The 18,928-nt window shown below is 75.6% G+C and carries 11 protein-coding genes; all 11 read right to left on the bottom strand.

Features of this window, described 5'->3' with window-relative positions:
* A complete protein-coding gene (gene glyA, locus OG429_RS32430; protein ID WP_328928811.1) occupies window positions 1-1,365 on the bottom strand; it encodes a serine hydroxymethyltransferase in 1,365 nt (454 codons plus the stop codon).
* Window positions 1,362-4,604, bottom strand: coding sequence for a non-ribosomal peptide synthetase (locus tag OG429_RS32425; RefSeq protein WP_328928810.1), 3,243 nt, complete (start codon window positions 4,602-4,604; stop codon window positions 1,362-1,364). Before OG429_RS32425 ends, glyA begins: the two co-directional genes overlap by 4 nt.
* A gap of 89 nt (window positions 4,605-4,693) precedes the next feature.
* Window positions 4,694-6,046, bottom strand: coding sequence for a cysteate synthase (locus tag OG429_RS32420; RefSeq protein WP_328928809.1), 1,353 nt, complete (start codon window positions 6,044-6,046; stop codon window positions 4,694-4,696).
* Entirely contained in the window at window positions 6,043-11,481 is a 5,439-nt protein-coding gene (locus OG429_RS32415) for a non-ribosomal peptide synthetase (protein ID WP_328928808.1), read from the bottom strand. The genes OG429_RS32420 and OG429_RS32415 overlap by 4 nt, the downstream gene beginning before the upstream one ends.
* 83 nt (window positions 11,482-11,564) lie before the next feature.
* The gene (locus tag OG429_RS32410; protein WP_328928807.1) at window positions 11,565-11,801 is read right to left on the bottom strand and encodes an MbtH family protein; all 237 of its coding nucleotides are present in this window, start codon (window positions 11,799-11,801) and stop codon (window positions 11,565-11,567) included.
* A gap of 299 nt (window positions 11,802-12,100) precedes the next feature.
* Window positions 12,101-13,339: a hypothetical protein gene (locus OG429_RS32405; protein WP_328928806.1), complete on the bottom strand. Its 1,239-nt coding sequence runs from the start codon at window positions 13,337-13,339 to the stop codon at window positions 12,101-12,103.
* A gap of 178 nt (window positions 13,340-13,517) precedes the next feature.
* Entirely contained in the window at window positions 13,518-14,540 is a 1,023-nt protein-coding gene (locus OG429_RS32400) for a TauD/TfdA family dioxygenase (RefSeq protein ID WP_405681319.1), read from the bottom strand.
* Window positions 14,541-14,569: 29 nt separating this feature from the next.
* Window positions 14,570-14,839, bottom strand: coding sequence for a phosphopantetheine-binding protein (locus tag OG429_RS32395; RefSeq protein WP_328928804.1), 270 nt, complete (start codon window positions 14,837-14,839; stop codon window positions 14,570-14,572).
* Window positions 14,840-14,844: 5 nt separating this feature from the next.
* Window positions 14,845-16,218, bottom strand: coding sequence for a type III PLP-dependent enzyme (locus OG429_RS32390; protein WP_328928803.1), 1,374 nt, complete (start codon window positions 16,216-16,218; stop codon window positions 14,845-14,847).
* Entirely contained in the window at window positions 16,208-17,794 is a 1,587-nt protein-coding gene (locus OG429_RS32385; RefSeq protein WP_328928802.1) for a class I adenylate-forming enzyme family protein, read from the bottom strand. Before OG429_RS32385 ends, OG429_RS32390 begins: the two co-directional genes overlap by 11 nt.
* Window positions 17,791-18,849, bottom strand: coding sequence for a ketoacyl-ACP synthase III family protein (locus OG429_RS32380; RefSeq protein ID WP_328928801.1), 1,059 nt, complete (start codon window positions 18,847-18,849; stop codon window positions 17,791-17,793). Before OG429_RS32380 ends, OG429_RS32385 begins: the two co-directional genes overlap by 4 nt.
* Window positions 18,850-18,928 lie beyond the last annotated feature (79 nt).

Here is an 18,928-nt window from a genome sequence, read left to right as displayed (position 1 = left end):
TCAGGCCGGCAGGTGGTGCGGCAGCGGGAACTCCCGGCAGAGCCGGGTGACTTCGCCGCGCACCTCGGCGCGTACAGCGGGATCGAGGGTGAACTCGCGCTCGCCGCGGGGCACCACGGCGGTGAGCACCCGGTCGATCAGCGCGGCGCAGCGGCGCATCTCGGCCGGTCCCATGGCGCGCAGCGCGAGCGTGTTGGTGCCGAACCGGATGCCGCTGGTGACCCGGGGGCCGTACGGGTCGTCCGGTATCCGGTTGCGGTTGACCACGATCCCGCAGTCGGCCAGCGCGGATTCGGCGATCGCGCCGGTCAGTCCGCGGGGACCGAGGTCCAGCAGCACCATGTGGTTGTCGGTACCGCCGGTGACCAGGGTGTGGCCCAGTCCCGTGAAGGCGTCGCTGAGTTCCCGGGCGTCGGACACCACGCGCTGGGCCAGTGCGCGGAACTCCGGCTGGGCGGCGATGTCGAAGGCGCGCGCCTTGGCCGCGACCGCGCCCAGGTCCGGGGTTCCCTGGAGGAAGGGGAAGGTGCCGTGCGCGATCGCCTGGGCCAGGGTGCGCCGGGTGCCGGGCAGCGGCAGGTCGGCGTCCCGGCCGAGCAGGATCAGGCCGCCGCGCGGCCCGTACAACTGCTTGTAGGTGCTCGTGGTGGTGGCGTGCGCGTGGTCCACCGGGCTGGGGTGCAGTCCCGCCGCGACCAGGCCGGCGATGTGCGAGATGTCGGCGAGCAGGAAGGCGCCGACCTCGTCGGCGATCCGCCGGAACCGGGGGAAGTCCACGGTGCGCGGGTAGGCGCTGGCGCCGCAGACGATCACCTTGGGCCGGTGCTCCCGGGCCAGTTCGGCGACCTGCTCGTAGTCCAGCATGCCGTCGGCGTCGGTGCCGTAGCCGACCGCGTGGAAGAACCGGCCCGATATCGAGGCCGCGGAGCCGTGGGTGAGGTGCCCGCCCGCGCTCAGCTCCATGCCGAGCAGGGTGTCGCCCGGCTTCATCAGGGTGCACAGCACGATCTGGTTGGCGGTGCTGCCCGAGTGCGGCTGTACGTTGGCGTACTGGGCGCCGAACAGCGACCGGGCCCGTGCCACCGCCAGCCGTTCAACCTCGTCGACCAGCTCGCAGCCCGCGTGGTACCGGGCGCCGGGGTAGCCCTCGGTGGTCACGTTGGAGATGGTCGCTCCGGTGCAGGCCAGGACCGAGGGGTCGGCGCTGCTGGAGGCGGCCACCATCGCCAGGGTCTCGTTCTGCCGGGCGTGTTCGCGCTCCAGCAGGCCGGAAAGCAGCGGATCGGCGGCGGCGAGGCGCTGCGCTCCGAGGCCCGCGTAGTCGGCCAGGACCCCGGTGCTCGTGGTCGTGGTGGTGGTGCTCATGCGTTGCTCTCCTCGTGTTCGGCGAGCAGCCCGTGGGCCTCCTCGTCGGTCATCTCCAGCAGTCCGGCCGCGATGCGCGCCACGGCCGCGACGTCGGTGCCCGTCTCGCGGCCCCGGGCGGCCAGCCGCACCGCCTGCTCGGCGAGGGTGGGCGCCTCGAACAGCTCGCGCAGCGGCAGTTCGACGCCGAAGGTCTCCAGCAGCGCCGAGGCGAGCCGGGTGGCGAGCAGCGAGTGCCCGCCCAGTGCGAAGAAGTCGTCCTCGGCGCCGACCCGGTCGGTCTCCAGCAGCTCGGCCCAGAGCGCGGCGAGCACCAGCTCGGTGTCGTCACGGGGGGCCACGTACGCGGCGGCGTCCCGGTCGGCCCGTCCGTCGGGCTCGGGCAGCGCGCCGCGGTCCACCTTGCCGTTGGGCGACAGCGGCAGCGCGTCCAGCGTCACGAAGGCCGCCGGGACCATGTACTCGGGCAGGTCCGTCTTGAGCAGGGCGCGCAGCTCGGCGACGGACGGGACCGCCCCGGCATCCTCGGCGAGCACGAGGTAGCCGACCAGGAACCGGTCGTCCCCGCTGCCGCGGGCGGTGACCACGGCCCGTTCGATGCCCGGCAGGCGGCGCAGCACGGCCTCGACCTCGTCCAGCTCGATCCGCAGGCCGCGCAGTTTGACCTGGTGGTCCAGCCGCCCGATGAGTTCGATCACCCCGTCGGCTCGGGTGCGGGCCAGGTCGCCGGTGCGGTACAGCCGCGCCCCGGCCGGTACCGGGCCGGTGCCGGCGCCCGGGTGCGGGCGGTAGCGGTCCGCGGTCAGGCCCGGGCGGCGCAGGTAGCCGCGGGTCAGCCCGGTTCCGGCCAGGCAGAGTTCGCCCGGTACCCCGACCGGGGCCGGTTCCAGCGCGGGGGTCAGCACGACGGCCTGCTGGTTCACCATCGGGCGGCCGTACGGGATGCTCGTCCAGGCCGGGTCGGCCTGTGCGACCGGATAGGTGATCGAGTGGATGGACGCCTCGGTGGCGCCGCCGAGCGCGATGAAGGCCAGTTCCGGCGCGAGGCGGCGAAAGCGCCCGGGCAGGGCGACGGGGATCCAGTCGCCGCCGAGGAAGGCCGCCTTGAGCCGGGGCAGCCGGACTCCCCGCTCCTCCCCCGCCCGGACGAAGGCGTCGGCCAGGGCCGGGGCCGAGTTCCACACCGTCACCTTGTGGCGGCGCACCAGGTCCACCCAGTGGTGCGGGTCGCGGGCCCGGTCCGGGTGCGGCATGACCACCGCGCCGCCCGCCGCCAGGATGCCGAGCGTCTCGTAGACGAACATGTCGAAGCTGGGGGACGACAGGCCGAGCACCCGGTCGCCGGGCTCGATGCCGTAGGTGCCGCCCAGGTCCAGCAGGTTGTTGACGACGCCCCGGTGCGGGACGGCGATCCCCTTGGGTGTTCCGGTGGAGCCCGAGGTGTAGATGACGTACGCCAGGTGGTCCGGGCCCAGCCCGGCCGGGCGCCGCCGGACGGCGGGCCAGTGCCCGGCGTCCTCCACCTCCAGCAGCTCGGCCCCGACGGCCGGCAGCAGCCCGGCCAGGGCCCGCTCGGTGAGGACCACCGGCGGCGCCGCGTCCTGGAGCATGAAGGCCAGCCGCTGCGCCGGGTAGGCCGGGTCCAGCGGCAGGTAGGCGCCGCCCGCCTTGAGCACGCCGAGCACGGCGGCGACCAGCGCCGGGCCCTTGGCCAGGCAGAGGCCGACGGTGGTGTCCGGGCCCACGCCCAGCTCGGTCAGCCGTCCGGCGATCCGCTCGGCGAGCGCGTCGAGCTCCGCGTAGCTCAGCTCGCCGGCGGGGCCGACGACGGCAGGTGCCTGCGGGCGCTTCGACAGCTGCTCCTCGAAGAGTTCGTGCAGGCAGGCCCCGGCCCCCGGGTACGCGTGGGCCGTGTCGTTCCACTCCACCAGGGCCCGCCGCCGCTCGGCGCCGGTGAGCATCGGCAGTGCCGACAGCCGGGTGCCGGGGGCGGCGACGGCGGCGGCCAGCAGGGTGTACCAGTGGCCGAGCAACCGCTCGACCGTGGCCGCGTCGAACAGGTCGCTCGCGTACTCGACGGTGCCGGTGAACACGCCCTCCACTTCGCGTATCTGGAGGTTGAGGTCGATCTGCGCACCGCCGCGCGGCACCTCCCGCACGGTCACGTCCAGGCCGGGCAGCTCGGGTGCGGCCAGCGGCGCGTTCTGCACCAGCAGCAGCGACTGGACCAGCGGGTTGTGGCTGAGTGCCGGGCCCGCCGCCCGCTCCGGGAGCATCCGCTCGAACGGCAGGTCCTGGTGCTCGAACGCGGCCAGCGAGGCCGAGCGGACCCGGCCGAGCAGCTCGTCGAAGGTCGGGTCACCGGCCAGCGAGGTGCGCACCGGCAGGATGTTGATGAAGCAGCCGATCAGCGCCTCGGCCTCGGACGGGCGCACCGCCGCGCCGGTCCCGACCACGATGTCCTCGCCGCGACTGTGCCGGGCCAGCACCGCCTGGAAGGCGGCCAGCAGCGCCATGAACGGGGTGACCCCGGCCCGGCGGCACAGCGCCCGGACCCCGGCCGACAGCTCCGCCGGGAGTTCCACCGGCAGCGCGGCCCCGCGCAGCGACTGCACGGCCGGGCGCGGCCGGTCGCAGGGCAGCTCCAGCAGCTCGGGCGCACCGGCCAGCGCCCGGTGCCAGTACGCGCGGCCCGTCCCGTCGTCGGCGGCCTGGCACTCACCCTCCCAGACCGCGAAGTCGCCGTACTGGATGGGCAGTTCGGGCAGTTCGTGTGAGCGTCCGGCATAGCACTGCGCCAGCTCGGCCAGCAGGATGCCGATCGACCACATGTCGGCGACCAGGTGGTGTGCGGTGACCGCGAGTACGTGGCGCTGCGGCGCCAGCCGGTGCAGGACCGCGCGCAGCAGCGGGCCGCGGGTGAGGTCGAAGGGGCGTGTGGCGTCGGCGGCTAGGACGGCCTCCAGCTCGGCGTCCGTGGTCTCGCGGGTCTCCAGCGCGAACGGCGCCGGTTCGCCGACGAGTTGCACCAGCTCGCCGTCCGCCTGCTCGAAGCAGGTGCGCAGCGACTCGTGCCGGTGGACCAGCGCGGTCAGCGCGGCCTCCAGCGCGGCGGTGTCGAGCGGGCCGTCCAGATGCAGGGCGAACGGCAGGTGGTAGGCGCTGGTGCCGGGGATCAGCCGCTCCACCAGCCAGATCCGGCGCTGGGCCGACGTGGCGGGAAAGGCGAACTGCTGCATGGTCTGCTCTGCTCTCTGCCGACCGGATGGGGTGGGGGCGACGTCAGGGACGTGGTCACGGGTGGTGCCGGGGGCGGGGGCGGGGGCCGTCATGCGCCGGTCACCAGGTAGGCGGCGGCCTCGGCGCCCAGTCCGGGCGGGATCCGCAGGTCGGGGTGGACCGCAGCGGGCGGGTGGGCGGCCGCGCGGCGGGCCCGGCCGCCGCCGGTGACGTGCAGCAGCACGGTCTCCTCGGGCCGGACCCGGCCGGCGGCGACCGCCTGCCGCAGACCGGCCAGGGCCACCGCCGCGGCCGGTTCGATGTCGGTGCCCTCGGCCGCGGCGAACAGCCTTCCGGCGGCCGCCGCTTCGGCGTTGTCCACCGCCCGCAGCTCCCCGCCGCTCTCGATGAGGCTCTCGCGCACCCCGCCGGCCACCGCGTAGGGCGGCTTGCGGGTGGTCAGTTCCCGGGCGTGGACGGCGGCCACCGCCGCCCGCACCTCGGGGCCGGCGCCGATGACCGGCTCGGCCAGGCCGTCCTCCCAGGCGCGGACCATCGGCGCGAACGGGGCGTTCTGGCAGAGCATCAGCCGCGGCAGCCCGCCGGACGCGGCGCCCGGGCGGTCCGCCGCCGGAAAACCGGCCGCCAGCAGCCGCCGGGCCGCCTGGTGCGCGGCGATCGCCCCGGCGCCGCTGCCCACCGCCTGCACGTAGTGGTCGGGCAGTCGGCCGATGGTCTCGGCAGCCGCCAGCAGCGCGGTGCCCAGGCCGTCGCGCCGGGCCACGTTGCGGGTACCGCCCTCGGCCTGGAAGCCGGGCCGGGCGGCGATCGCGTCGGCCAGCTCGATCGCGTCGGTGTAGTCACCGGCCACCGTCACCAGCCGTACGCAGTCGGCGCGTTCCCCCGCGGCGGCGAGTGCGGGCAGCGCCGCGTCCGGTACCACGAGCACGCAGTCCACCCGCTGCCGCGAGCAGGCCCGCAGGAAGGCCGCGGCCGTGTTCCCGGCCGAGGCGACCACCAGGACGGGCGGGCGCTCGGGCAGCCGGGCCAGCACCGCCTGCGCCTCCAGCTCCTTGAAGCTGCCGGTGTCCAGGGCCGCGCCGCGCTCGGGCCAGTAGCCACTGAACGCGACCCATAGCTCGGCCAGTCCCAGCTCGCGGCCCAGCCCCTCGGCCCGGTAGGTGGCGCCGATGCCGCCCTCGGGCAGGGCCCGGCCCGCGTTCGGCAGCCAGCAGGCGTAGCGGAACGGGCCGCTGCCCGGGCCGGGCGTAAAGGCGCGGGCGTACTCGGCGCTCAGCAGGCCGGGCCGGTGTGTCCCGGCGCAGTCCAGTCGCAGTCCGTCGTCCTGGTAGCTCTCACGGCAGACCGGACATCGCAGCAGGTACGGGCGGTCCGCCGGGGCGGCGCCGGGACCGGTCACCCGGCCGGCCCGCGCGGCCGGAAGGTACGGGGCGGAGGTCATCGCGCTTCCCCCTCGGCGGCCGCACCGGTGAGCACCGGGCGCAGCGCACCGTCGGAACCGCGGCTGACGGCGTAGCGGGTACGGTCCACCCGGGCCGGGGCGGGGCGGCCGGCCGGCGCGGCTCCGGGCCGCTGGGCCACCGCGTCGACCAGGGTGGCCACGGCGGCCACCGTGGGCTGGTCGAACAGCTGGTGCAGTTGCGGGGCGGCGCCGAACTCGGCCCTGAGGCGCTCGGCGAAGCGGGCCAGCAGCAGCGAGTGCGCGCCCCGCTCGAAGAGGTCCTCGTGCCGGCCGATCCGCTCGGCCCCGAGCAGCTCGGCCAGCAATGCGGCGATCCGCTGCTCGGTCGCCCCGACCGGCTCCTCCACGACGCCCGTCGTGCCGGTGGTATCCGGCGCGGGCAGTGCCCGCCGGTCCACCTTGGCGTTGGCGGTCAGCGGCAGCTCGTCCAGCGTCACCAGCAGCGACGGGACCGCGTAGCCGGGCAGGGTGCGCCGCAGCAGCTCGCGCAGCTCGGCCGGGGCCGCGGGCGTCCCGTACTGCTCCAGGTACCCGACCAGCCGTGCCCGCGCGCCCTCGCCGTCCACCACGACCGCCGCCCGGCGTACCGAGGGCAGTCGCTCCAGCGCCGTCTCGATCTCGCCGAGTTCGATCCGGTGCCCGTGCAGCTTGACCTGGGTGTCGGCTCGGCCGACGAAGAGCAGCGCGCCGTCCGGCCCGCGCCGCACCAGGTCTCCGGTGCGGTAGAGCCGCGCGCCCGGTGCGGCGGCGAAGGGGTCCGGTACGAAGCGCTCGGCGGTCAGGCCGGGCCGGTCCAGGTAGCCGTGGGCCAGGCCGTCTCCGCCGATCAGCAGCTCGCCGGTGACCCCGGCGGGGACCGGGTGCAGGAACGGATCCACCAGGTAGAGCCGGGTGTTGGCGACCGGCGTGCCGAGCGGCAGTTCCCCGTCGGCCGCGGTCAGCTCGCCGCGCGCCGACCAGACGGTGGTCTCGGTCGGGCCGTAGACCTGCCAGAGCCGCACGCCGCGGGTCAGCAGCTCGGCGGCCTGCTCCACGGGCAGACGCTCGCCGCCGCACAGCGCGGTCAGCCCGGGGGTGCCCGGCCAGCCCGCGTCCAGCAGCAGCTGCCAGGTCACCGGAGTGGCCTGGAGGTGGGTGATCCCGCCGGCCTCCAGGCAGACGCGCAGCCGCGAGCCGTCGCCCGCCGTCGCCGCGTCCGCCAGGTGCACGGTCGCGCCGTGGACCAGCGGCAGGAAGTACTCCAGCGCGGCGATGTCGAAGGCCGGGGTGGTGACGGAGAGCCAGCCCGTGCCGGGGGCGAGCGCGAGGTCGCGCTGGAAGGAGGCCAGCAGGTTGGCCAGGGCCCGGTGCGGGACCACCACGCCCTTGGGGCGGCCGGTCGAGCCGGAGGTGTGCAGGACGTAGGCCGCTGCCTCCGGGGCGATCGGCGTGTCCGCGTCGCGCCGCGCCTCGCCGATGCCGTCGATCGCCAGCACGGTCCACTCCCCGGCGGGCACCCGGTCGGCGGGCAGGTCGGTCAGCACCGCGGCGGCGGCACCGTCGGCGAGCACCAGGGCCAGCCGGTCGGCCGGGTGGCCGGGGTCCAGCGGCAGGTAGGCGGCGCCGGACTTGAGCACGCCGAGCAGCGCGGCGAGCAGCCGCGGGGTGCGCGGCAGCAGGACGGCGACGGTCCGGCCGGGGCCGATGCCCATGGCGCGCAGCCGCGCGGCGACCCCGTCGGCCAGCCGGTCCAGGGTTCCGTAGTCCAGCTGCTCGCCGCCCTCGGGACCCGCGGCGCGCACCGCCACGGCCAGCGGGGTACGGGCGGCCTGGGCCTCGAAGCCGCGCACCACCCCGTCGGCCGGGTCGTAGGCGAGGGCGGTGTCGTTGCCCTCGGCGAGGACGGCCCGTCGCTCGGCCGGGGCCAGCAGCGGCAGTTCGCCGACCGGGCGGGCGGCGTCGGCCGCGATCTCCGCCAGCAGGGTGGCGAAGTGGGCGGCGAAGCGCTCGGCGGTCGCCGGCAGGTAGCGGTCGGTGTCGTAGCGGACCGCACCGGCCAGGCCGGGCCCGGCCTCGCCCAGGGTCAGCTGGAGGTCGAACTGGCTGCCGCCGACCGGCAGCGCCAGCGTCGAGCAGTCCAGTGCGCCGAGGGAGAACGGGACGCCGCCCTGGCCGGTGGCCATCGCCACCAGCGCCTCGGCGTGCTCGCCCGGGGCCTGCTGGAGGCTGAACAGGCTGCGCACCAGCGGTCGGCCGCCCTGGTCGCGGTCCGGGCGGATCAGCTCGACCAGTGCCGGGAACGGCACCTCGGCGCCGTCCAGCGCGAGCCGCGCGCCGTCGCGCACCCGGGTCAGCAGGGCGGTGAACGGCTCGGCGGCCTCGATCCGGGTGCGCAGCGGCACCGTGTTGACCAGGCAGCCGACCGTACCGGCGAACGCGGCGTCGTCGCGTCCGTGGGTGGGGGTGCCGACGACCACGTCCGGCTCGCCGGTGCTGCGGGCCAGCAGGAGCTGGAAGGCGGCCAGCAGCACCGTGTACAGGGTGCTGCCCTCGCGCCGGGCCAGTGCCGTCAGCGCTTCGGTAGTGGCGGCGTCCACCTCCAGCGGTACCGACGCGCCGCGCATCCGCTGGCGCCGGGGCAGCGGCAGGTCGGCGGGGAGCGAGGTACCGGCGCGGACCCCGTCCAGGGCCGTGCGCCACCGGGCCAGTCGGCGGTGTCCGGCCGCGGTGTCCGGCAGGCCGGCCTGCCGGCGGGCGAACGCCGCGAACGGGGCGGCGGTGGCGGTGGCGGTGGCGGTCGTAGTGCTCGCGTCGACGACCGGCTCGCCGCGCAGCGCCGCCGGGTAGCCGGCGGCCAGCTCGTCCAGCAGCAGCGACAGCGACCACAGGTCGGCCACGAGGTGGTGGGCGGCCAGGACCAGCCGGTGACCGTCCTCGGCGCCGGTGAACAGCCGGGCCCGCAGCAGCGGTCCGGCCTCCAGGTCGAAGGGCTGCTCGGCCGCCTCGGTCAGGCGCGCGGCCAGCTCGGCCGCGCTCCAGCCGGAGGCGTCGACCTGCTCGAAGGCGGGCGGGAGGGCGGCGTGCACCCGCTGTACCGGGCCGGTTCCGGTCCGGGGGAAGGTGCTGCGCAGCACGGCGTGCCGCTGGGTCAGGCCCGCCAGGGCGGTGCTCAGGGCGGCCGGGTCGAGTGCGCCGTGCACGCGGAAGGCGGTGGAGACCAGGTAGGCGGGGCTCTCCGGGGCGACCTGGTGCAGGAGCCAGAGGGCGGCCTGGTTCGGGGAGAGCGGGTGGTCGCCGGGCTCGGTGTGCTCGGCCGCCGCGACCGGTTCGGGTACCGCGGCCGCTTCCTCGACGCGCTCGGCGAGCAGCCCGGCCAGTTCGGCCAGGTCCAGGGCCAGCGCCTCGGTGAGGGCCAGGTCCACGCCCAGGACGGTGTGCAGCTCGTGCCGCAGCCGGACCGCGCCGAGCGAGTCCAGGCCCAGTTCGGCGAGCCGGTGCTCGGGGGCGAGGTCCTCCACGGCCAGTCCCAGCCGGGCGGCGAGCAGCCCGCGCAGCGCGGCCAGCAGCAGTGCCGGGCGCTCGGCCGGGTCGGCCGCCCGCAACGCGGAGGCGTCCAGCGCCATCGGCCGCTCGGCGGCGGCGCCCTGCGGCCGGCCGCTGTGGGCCAGCTCGGTGAGGTCGCCCTCGCGGTAGGAGGCGGCGCACACGTGGCGCTGCACCTTGCCGCTGGAGGTGCGCGGCAGCGTCGCGGCGCGGATCAGCACGACGGCGGCCGGTCGTATCCCGTGTGCCTCGGCGACGGCCTCGCGCACCGCGCGGGCCAGCGCGGGCAGGTCGCCGTCCTGGTGGTCCCGGGACACTTCCTGGACGATCACCAGCTCGGCCGCACCGGCCAGTTCGACCTGGACGGCGGCGCCGCAGTTGGCGCGCAGTGCGGGGTGGAGGGAGGAGACGGTCTCCTCGATGTCCTGCGGGTAGTGGTTGCGGCCGCGGACGATGATCAGGTCCTTGAGGCGGCCGGTGACGTACAGCTCGCCCTCGTGCAGCAGGCCCAGGTCGCCGGTGCGCAGGAAGGCGGGGCCGGGCTCGGCGGCCCGTTCGGCGGTCTCGGCGGAGTTCTCGTCGGTGGCGAGGCGGGCGCCGAAGGTGGCCTCGGTGTGCTCGGGCCGGTTCCAGTAGCCCTGGGCCACGCTCGGGCCGGAGAGCCAGATCTCGCCGATCGCCCCGGCGGGCAGCGGCCGACGGGTGACCGGGTCGACGATCTCCAGCCGCTGGGAGTCGTCCGGGCGCCCGCTGCTGACCAGCTCGGTGGTCCCGTCCGTCTCCTGCGTCCCGTCCGTCCCCTGCGTCCTGTCCGTCCCGTTGCCGGTTCCGGCGAGCAGCGCGTTCGGGGCCAGGTGACGTGCCGGGGCCGTGCCGTGCGGCTTGCACGAGACGATCAGCGTGGCCTCCGCCAGCCCGTAGCACGGGGTGAAGGCCTCGGCCCGGAAGCCCGCCGGGGCGTACGCGGCGGCGAACCGCCGGAAGGTCTCGGCCCGCACCGGCTCCGCCCCGTTGAAGGCCACCTCCCAGCTGCTCAGGTCGAGTCCGGCCAGCACCTCGGGGGTGGCCAGATCGGCGCACAGGTCGTAGGCGAAGTTGGGGCCACCGCTGACCGTGGCCCGGGTACGGCTGATCTCGCGCAGCCAGCGCAGCGGGTCCTGACCGAAGGAGGTGGGGGACATCAGCGAGCAGGAGCCCGCGTAGTACAGCGGCTGGAGCATGCCGCCGATGAGCCCCATGTCGTGGAAGAGCGGCAGCCAGGACATGCCGCGGGTGCTGCCGGTGGTGCGGAAGGCCCGCTGGATCAGGGCCGAGTTGTGCAACAGGTTGCCGTGCGTCAGCACCACGCCGCGCGGCGCCGAGGTGGAGCCGGAGGTGTACTGGAGGAAGGCCACGGTGTCGGCACCGACCTGCGGGTGCACCCACTGCGCCGCTTCCGCCTCGGGCACCCGGTCGGTCGCCAGCAGCCGCAGCACGTCCATGACCGCGCCGTCCGGGTCGTCGGGCAGCAGCCGGTCGCGGACGGCGGCGGTGGTCAGCGCCACCGTCGCCCCGCAGTCCGCGACGATGTCGACCAGCCGTTCCAGCGAGCGCGGCCGACGGTTGGGCGGGTACACCGGCACCGCGACGGCCCGGGCGTACAGGCAGCCGATGAAGGAGACCACGTAGTCCAGGCCCGGCGGCTGGAGCAGCAGCACCGGACGGTCGGTCAGACCGAGCCGCTGCAGCCGGGCGGCGACGGCCCGGGCCCGCCGGTCGAGCTGTCCGTAGCTCAGCCGCTCCGCCGGTGCGTCCTCCCTTCCGGAGAACTCGAAGGCCGTACGGTCCGGATCCGCCGCCGCGGTGGCGGCGATCGCCGAGATCCAGTCCTGATGCTCAAGTCGCGGGTCCACGCGTTCTTCCCTCACCGTTCGGTGTCCGATGCCCTGTTCCTGCTTGCCGCCGTCGGCGACCGATGTCGTTCAGGCGCTCGCGCTCAGCCCGCGGCCGGCAGCGCGGCGGCCTCGGCGGCCTGCTGCTCCATGGCCACGCGCAGGCTCAGCGGCCGCATGTCGGTCCACACCTCGTCGATGTGGGCCAGGCACTGCGCCTTCTCGCCCCGGGTGCCCTCGGCATGCCAGCCGGCCGGCAGCTCGCGGTCGGCGGGCCAGATCGAGTACTGCTCCTCGTCGTTGATGACGACCTGGTAGACGGTGGTGTCCTCGCTGCTCATCACTGCGCTCCGATTCGTGGGATGGGTGTGCGGCGGCGGGGTCCGTGCCGCCGCCGGTGCGGGCCGTACGGGCCGGCCGTTCTGTCTTCGATGCTGTCGTTCCGCGCTGACCGCGCCCTTGGCCCCACCTGACCGGGATCTGGCCCGGTCCTGGGTCTGCCCTGGGCCCGTCCTGGCCCCGGCCTGGGTGATCGCGGATGCCCTTCCGGCGGCTTCCCGGCGCCGGACCGGGCCCGGGCTGACGGCTCGCTGACGGCTCACTGAACGCCGGCTGAAGGCTTCGGCGGGGCAGGGCGGACTCAGCCGAGGGCGGGGAACAGCCGGGCCTCGGCGGCCTCGCGGAGGTAGGAGGCACCGGCGGTGCCGCCGGTACCGCGCACCGTGCCGATCACCTTCATCGTGATGCCCCAGTGGGTGCGTTTCATCGCACCCCAGGCGGTGTCCAACTCGCTCATGACGGACTGGAGTTCGCACTCCTGGAGGGAGCTGGTCAGCAGTGCGCCGTGCAGCTCCGGGGCGGAGCGCTCGACCGTCCGGTAGGCCCTGGACTGGACCGCGCTGCGGCCGTCGGTGTTGGCCCGGATCACCGCGAAGGCGTCCTTGGGCATGGTGGTCAGCACCCGGAACACCCCGGACGTCCCGGTCACCTGCCGGGTCGCGCCCTCCAGCAGTTCCCGCGCCCGGTCGGCCCGGCCGGCGGCCACCGCCTCGGTGGCGGCCCCTATGGAGCGGCCGACGGCGGCGAAGACAGCCTCGAAGATCTGGATGACCCGGATGAACATCTGCTCGTCGTGGCACCGGGTGGTCGGCGTCAGCGTCAGCTCCACCGCCCGCACCACCGCGGACGGCACCGCCTCCCGCGCCGCCGCGACCACCTCGGCGCAGGCCCGGACCAGGTCGGCCGTGCCGTCCTGGGTGGTCTGCGGCGCGCCCTTCGCTTCGCACCCGGCCGGCAGCCCGGCCGCCGCCGTGAGGGCGCGCAGGGCGGCCCGGGTACGGGCCCGTCCGGCAGGGGCTTCGGGCAGGGTGGCGGCCTCGGTGGCCACCAGGTCGGCGAGCAGGGCGGTGATCACCTGCTCCGTGCCCGCGCCGGTCCTGGCCAGTGAGGCGTACACCGGGCTGCCCAGGTAGCTGTCGTAGTCGCCCTGCGTGCCGTCCACCACCTGGGGCAGCCAGTCAGTGAGCAGCCGCGCGGCCGGTCCGGCCGTCTCGGCGGGTGCCGGTACGGCTGGTTCGACCGCGCGCAGGACCGTCAGCAGCTCTGCGCCGACCGCGTTCTTGCCGACGGTCCGGTAGTGGCCGAGGACCGCACCGTACGGGAACCGGGCGGCGTCCCGGCCGTCGGCCCGCCAGCACTCCAGTTCGTGCAGAGCGCGGCGCGGATCCGAGTCGGCGGGGTCCGGCCGGGCGGCGGCCAGGCTCGGGCCGCCGACACCGGGCGCGCGGGCCGGGTCGTCGGCGGGCGCGGGCGCGGTCCCGGCCGTGGGGGCGGTGGGGACGGGCCCGACGGCGGGGGCCGGGGAGAGGGCGGTGGTCACGGGTAGCTCCGTTCGGTGGGCGGCCGGGCCGGGAACGGCCCGGTGTGGCAGGGGGCTGCGGGGCAGCGGCCTGCGGGGCTGGTGGCGCGCGGCACGGTGACGCGCGGGCGAGACGGCGCAGCCTGGTCGGCGCGGGCCCCGGAGGGCCGCGCCGACCAGGCTGCGGGGGTGAGGTGGATCAGGCGCGGTGCCCGGCCGGGTCGGCCAGCACATAGCCGTCGCCCGCCCGGTGGGCGCGCGAGCGGCGCAGATCGGCGAGGACGAAGGTGCGCTGCAGCCAGCGGTCGGTGCCGTCGAAGCGCGGGCTGAACGCGGTGCGCCCGTGCACGGTGATCCGGTTGTCGACGACGGCGAGGTCTCCGGGCTCCAACCGGGCGGTCCGGGCGGTGCGTTCGAAGAGGAGCTGGAGCTCCACCAGTGCGGCCGCGGCCCGCTCGGTGAGCGGCTGCGTGGCGGCCATGTCGACCCGCAGGTCCGGGTCCTCGTACGCGCCGGCGAGCACCGCGTGCGGCTCGGCGGGACCGTCGGCCGCGCCGAACGACGGCGGTGGCGCGGTGCGGAACTCCGGCCGGTGCAGCGCCTCCCGGGTCCCCTCGTCCATCAGCGGCAGCACCTCGCGCACGCAGGAGGTGCGCAGTCCGGCCAGCCCGTCCGGGTCGGCACGCAGGCACAGCAGCATGACGAAGTCCGGCCGGTGCGGGTGGAAGGCGTTCTCGTTGTGGAAGGTGAGCAGCACCGAGCCCGCGTTGCCCTGGAACTCCTCGCGTCCGGGCACCGGGACGACGTCCTGCACCAGCGCACCGGTCTTCTCGGGGCGGAAGGCGGCGGGGTCGCCGAGCCCGCACGCGGCGAGCATCAGCACCGAGGCCGGTACGGTGGCGGTGCGCTGCACCGAGCCGTCGGTCAGAGGGGTGCCGCCCAGCGCCGGCTCGGCGACCGGCAGTCCGCGCACGAGCAGGGCGCCGCCCGGTCCGGGGTCCCGGCGGAAGGCGCGCAGGGCACGGCGCAGCCGGGCTGGCAGTTCCTCCCAGCCGTCGCGGACCGAGGCCACCCACGCGGGCTCGTCGACCCGGGCCCCTTCCGGCCCGCCGCAGAGCCGTGCGGCAACCCGTTCGACGGCGGCCGTCTCGGCCCCGGTCAGCACCAGGCCCGGCGCTGATACTTCTACTTCGATGTCCAGTGATACCGGCACGGATGCCAGCCTTTCTCTCAGCGGTTGGGGCGGGCCGGTCAGTGCGGGGTGGCCGGGTCCAGCTGCCGGGCAACGACCGCCCACAGGCTGCCGACGGTCTCGAAGGCCTCCGGGCCCAGCTCCTCGTCGGGGATGGCCACCTGGTAGGCCTCCTCCAGCTGCACCAGCAGCTCGACGACGGCCATGGAGTCCAGCCCGGCGGTGCGCAGCCCGCAGTCGGCGGTCAGCGGCCGCCGTTCGGCGAGCCGGGGCAGCATCCCGGCCAGCACGGTCTCGTAACGGTCGTCCCAAAAGTGGTGTGTGGTCACGCTGTTCAGCTCCCTGAGGTGCGACCGGTGAGGTCGCGGCGGTGGTCGGTGTGGTGGTGGGTCCGGTGGTCGATGTGGTCGTCGGGCAGCGGCTCGCGTGTGAGGGCCAGCCGGTCGGCGCCGACCACCCGGCCGTCCCGGACGGTGATCTCGGCGGGGGCCGGGCGGCCGAGGAAGGCGAGCAGGCTCGCGGTGGCGCCGTACGCGCCGACGTTGGGCACGGCCAGCAGCGCGCCGGGCCGCGGCGGTACGGCCTCGGTGGCCCGGCTGATCACGTCGGCGGGGGTGCAGAGCGGCCCGACCAGGGCCACCCGACGGGTCGCGGCCCCCTCCGCTTCGGGCCCGGGGTCGGCGAGGTGCAGCGGTTCGGCGCGCAGCGAGGGCAGTCGGCCCACCCCCGAGAGCCCGCCCAGGTGGTTGATCCCGCTGTCCAGCACGCCGTACGTGGTCCCACGGCTCTCCTTGACCTCGGTCACGGTGCAGACCAGCCGCCCGCTGTCACCGACCAGGTACCGGCCGGACTCGAAGGCCAGCTCCAACCGCCCCTGCCAGCCCGGCAGATGCTCGTCCAGCGCGGCCTCCAGCGGTGCGCGCAGGGCGTGGTAGAGCGGCCGTTCACCCGGTGCCGCGTACGGGCAGGCGAAGCCGCCGCCGAGGTCGAGCATCCGCAGCGGCCGGCCCCAGTGGGCCTCCAGTGCGGCCGCGGTACGGATCGAAGCGACGGCTTCGGCGAGCAGCCCCTGCGGGTCGGCGGCGTTGGTCAGCGGGAAGAAGTGCAGTCCCCACAACTCCGTTCCCTCCACGGTGAATGCGTCGAGGTCCGGCAAGCCGTCCACGATGTCGTGGCCGAACTGCGAGGCCCCGCCGGTCATCCGCAGGCCGACGCCCGCTCCCGCGCCCGCGCCGTTGATCCGCAGCAGGCAGCGCGCTGTCGTGCCGAGGGCCCGGGCCTCGGCGCCGACCCGGCGCAGATCGGCGGGCGACTCGACCGAGAAGGTGGCCACCCCTGCGGCCAGCGCCTCGCGCAGCTCCTGGGCGGTCTTGCCCGGGCCGCCGTAGAGGCAGTCGGCGGCGTCGAAGCCCGCTGCCAGCGCTGCGGCGAGCTCACCGGTGGAGCAGATCTCCGGGCGGCAGCCGGCCAGGCGCAGGGCGCGGACCAGCCCGGGGTGCGGGTTCGCCTTGAGGGAGTAGTAGAGGTGGGAGCGCTCGGGCAGGGCCGCACGCAGGTCGGCGGCGGCCTGCTCGGCCCGGGCCAGGTCGTACACGTACAGCGGGCTGCCGTAGCGGCGCACCAGCTCGGCGGCCAGCAGGTCCTCGGGGGGCGGCGGCACAGGGGCCGGGGTCCGGGCCGGCGAGGTGGGGGGCGGGTCAGTGCGCATCGGTCTCCAGCGCCTTCCGGTCGGTCTTGCCATTGGGGGTGAGCGGCATCCGGGCGAGGACCCGGCAGCTGGCGGGTACCTTCGCCGCCTCCAGCCGCTGTTCCAGGCCCTCGATCACCTGGTGCGCGGTCAGCCCGTCCTGGCCGGTGACGACCAGGCGCAGGTCGAGCCCGTCCCGGGGCGGCAGCGCGGCGGCCGCCCGTACGCCGGGCACGTCCAGTGCGGCGGCCTCGATCTCCGGGGTGCTCATCCGGACGCCGCGCCGCTTGAACTGGTCGTCGAGGCGACCGCTGATGTAGAGGTGTCCGTCCGCGTCCAGCCGGCCGTGGTCGCCGGTGTGCAGCCGGATCCGTCCGGTGTGCGGGTCCGGGCGGTAGCGTCGGGCGGTCGGTTCGGGCGCGTTCCAGTAGCCGGTCATCACGTGCGGGCCGCCGACGACGATCTCGCCGAGCTCGCCCGGCGGCAGTGCGCGGCCCTGCTCGTCGAGCACCTCAACCGTGGTGCCGTCCAAGGGCAGGCCCACCGACCCGGGGCGCTCGCGATCGGCGTCCGGTTCCGCGATCGTGACCCGCTTGCACTCGGTGATTCCGTACATCGCCACCACGGCCGCGCCCGGAAACCCGGAGCGCAGTGCCTCGATGGTCGAACCGGCCAGAGCGGCACCGGTGTTGGTGAACAGCCGTACGTGCTCAGGTGGCGTGCCGCGGGCCGCGAGGCGGCACAGCATCTCGGCCAGCGAGGGCACCACCGGCACCACGGTGACCCGGCACTCGCGCAGCACGGTCAGTACGCGCACCGGCGCGGCCGCGTCCGCCAGCACCACTTCGGAGCCGCCGATCGCGGCCAGCAGGAGCTGGTAGAGGCCGTAGTCGAAGGAGAGCGGCAGCGCGGCGAGCACCACGTCCTGCGGCCGGTAGTCGAGCCGGCGGGCGATCGCGCGGGCGGCGAAGACCACTTGGCGGTGGGTGCAGACCACGCCCTTGGGGGCGGAGGTGCTGCCGGAGGTGTAGATGAGCTGGGCGATCGCGTCGGCCTCCGGGCGGCCGGGGTCGGGGTCGGAGCCGGAGACCGTGTTCGTATCCGCGTCCGCGTCCGGATCCGCGTCCGGGCCGGGCCGGTCGAGGAGTTCGGCGGGCGTGACCGGACGGGCGCCGCAGGCGGCGACCGCCTCGCGGACCGGTTCCGTCTCGGACGGGTCGAGCACGACCACCGCGGGAGCGGCGTCCGCCAGCACCCCGTGCAGCACGAAGGCCTTCAGCTCCGGGTTCAGCGGCACCGCGACGGCGCCGGCCCGCAGCACGCCGTAGTACAGCGCGACGAACTCCCGCCGGTTGCCGAGCCGCAGGACCACCCTGTCACCCGGCGCGACGCCCTGGGACCCCCGCAACCGGGCGGCCACCGTCCGGCTGGCATCGGCCAGTTCGGCGTAGCTCCAGGCACCGGAGGCGTCCCGGACGGCGGTCGCGGCGGGACGGGCGGCCGCGGCCGCGTCCAGCAGGTCGATGACGAGGGTGCCGTCGTCCGTCGCGGCCCCGGGGAGGGCGTCGTACGGTCCCGTCGGGATCTCGGTGCTCATGCGCACCCGCCCGAGGCATCGGTTATCTCGACGACCGCGCTGGTGCAGCTGTAGCCGGTGCCGCCGCCTACCAGCAGCACCCGGTCTCCCTCGGCGACCTCGCCGGTCTCCAGCAGCTCGTTCAGTCCGGCGAAGTGGTCCCCGGCGCCGAGGTGGCCCACCTCGCGGCAGAACTCCCAGTTGGAGAACTTCTCCTCGACGCCCAACTGGTGTTCCAGCTGCCAGTGCATCCGCTGGCGTCCGGTGGCGTTGAGCACCACCCGGTCGATCTGTTCCATCGGTGTGTCGGCATCGGCCAGCGCGACCCGGATCGACTCGGCCGCCACCTCGGCGGTGCGCAGCGTCGCGGCCCGCATGTTGCGTTGTGCGCGGAAGTACTCCTCGGCCCGCAGCCCCGGGTTCACCGGCCTGGCCTCCAACTCCGGCCCGGAACGGAATCCGGCGCCCCGGGCCAGGCCCTCCAGCGAGTTGTCCACCCGGGTCGCGGTGGCCAGCAGGCGGCCGGTCACTCCCTCGGGGGAGGAGCTCAGCACCAGCGCGGTGCCACCGTCGCCGTAGACCATGCCCCGTTCGGCCCGCCAGCGGTCGAAGGCGGGGGGCGCGAAGCGGTCGGCCGTGGTCAGCAGCACTGCCTCGCCCTCGCCGGACCCGCCGGACCGGAGCTGCCGGGCCGCCAGCTCCAGTCCGGCCAGTCCCGCGTTGCACTGCTGCAACAGGTCGAAGGCGGGCACCGCCGAGCCGACCGTGTGCTGTGCCACGTATGCGGCGGACGGCCACAACTCGGCTCCCTGGAACCACAGATAGCTGTGGAACACGGCGGCCACCCGCTCCGCTGCCCGGCCCGACCGGCGCAGCGCGGTACGGGCCGCGCGGACCGCCATCTCCGGCGCGGACAGATCGTCCGGCCCGCCGGCCACGGCCGAGCTGACCGAGTGGATCTGGTTGACGGCGTGTTCCCCGGCGTCGTACGCACCGGCCGCGACCGCCGCCACGGCGTTCGCGCGGTCGGCCAGCCAGACACCCGTGCCGGCCAGGTACACCTGCTCCCAGCGCATGTCTCTCCGATCTCCGGCCCCGTGGCAGGGCGCCCGGGGCGACTGTCGGTGACGATGCTTCCGTCCGCCGCCTACCGCA

The organism is Streptomyces sp. NBC_00190 (assembly GCF_036203305.1).
GTDB lineage: Bacteria > Actinomycetota > Actinomycetes > Streptomycetales > Streptomycetaceae > Streptomyces.
Note: the sequence above shows the minus strand (reverse complement) of the source record. Positions and strands in the feature narration are given on the sequence as shown.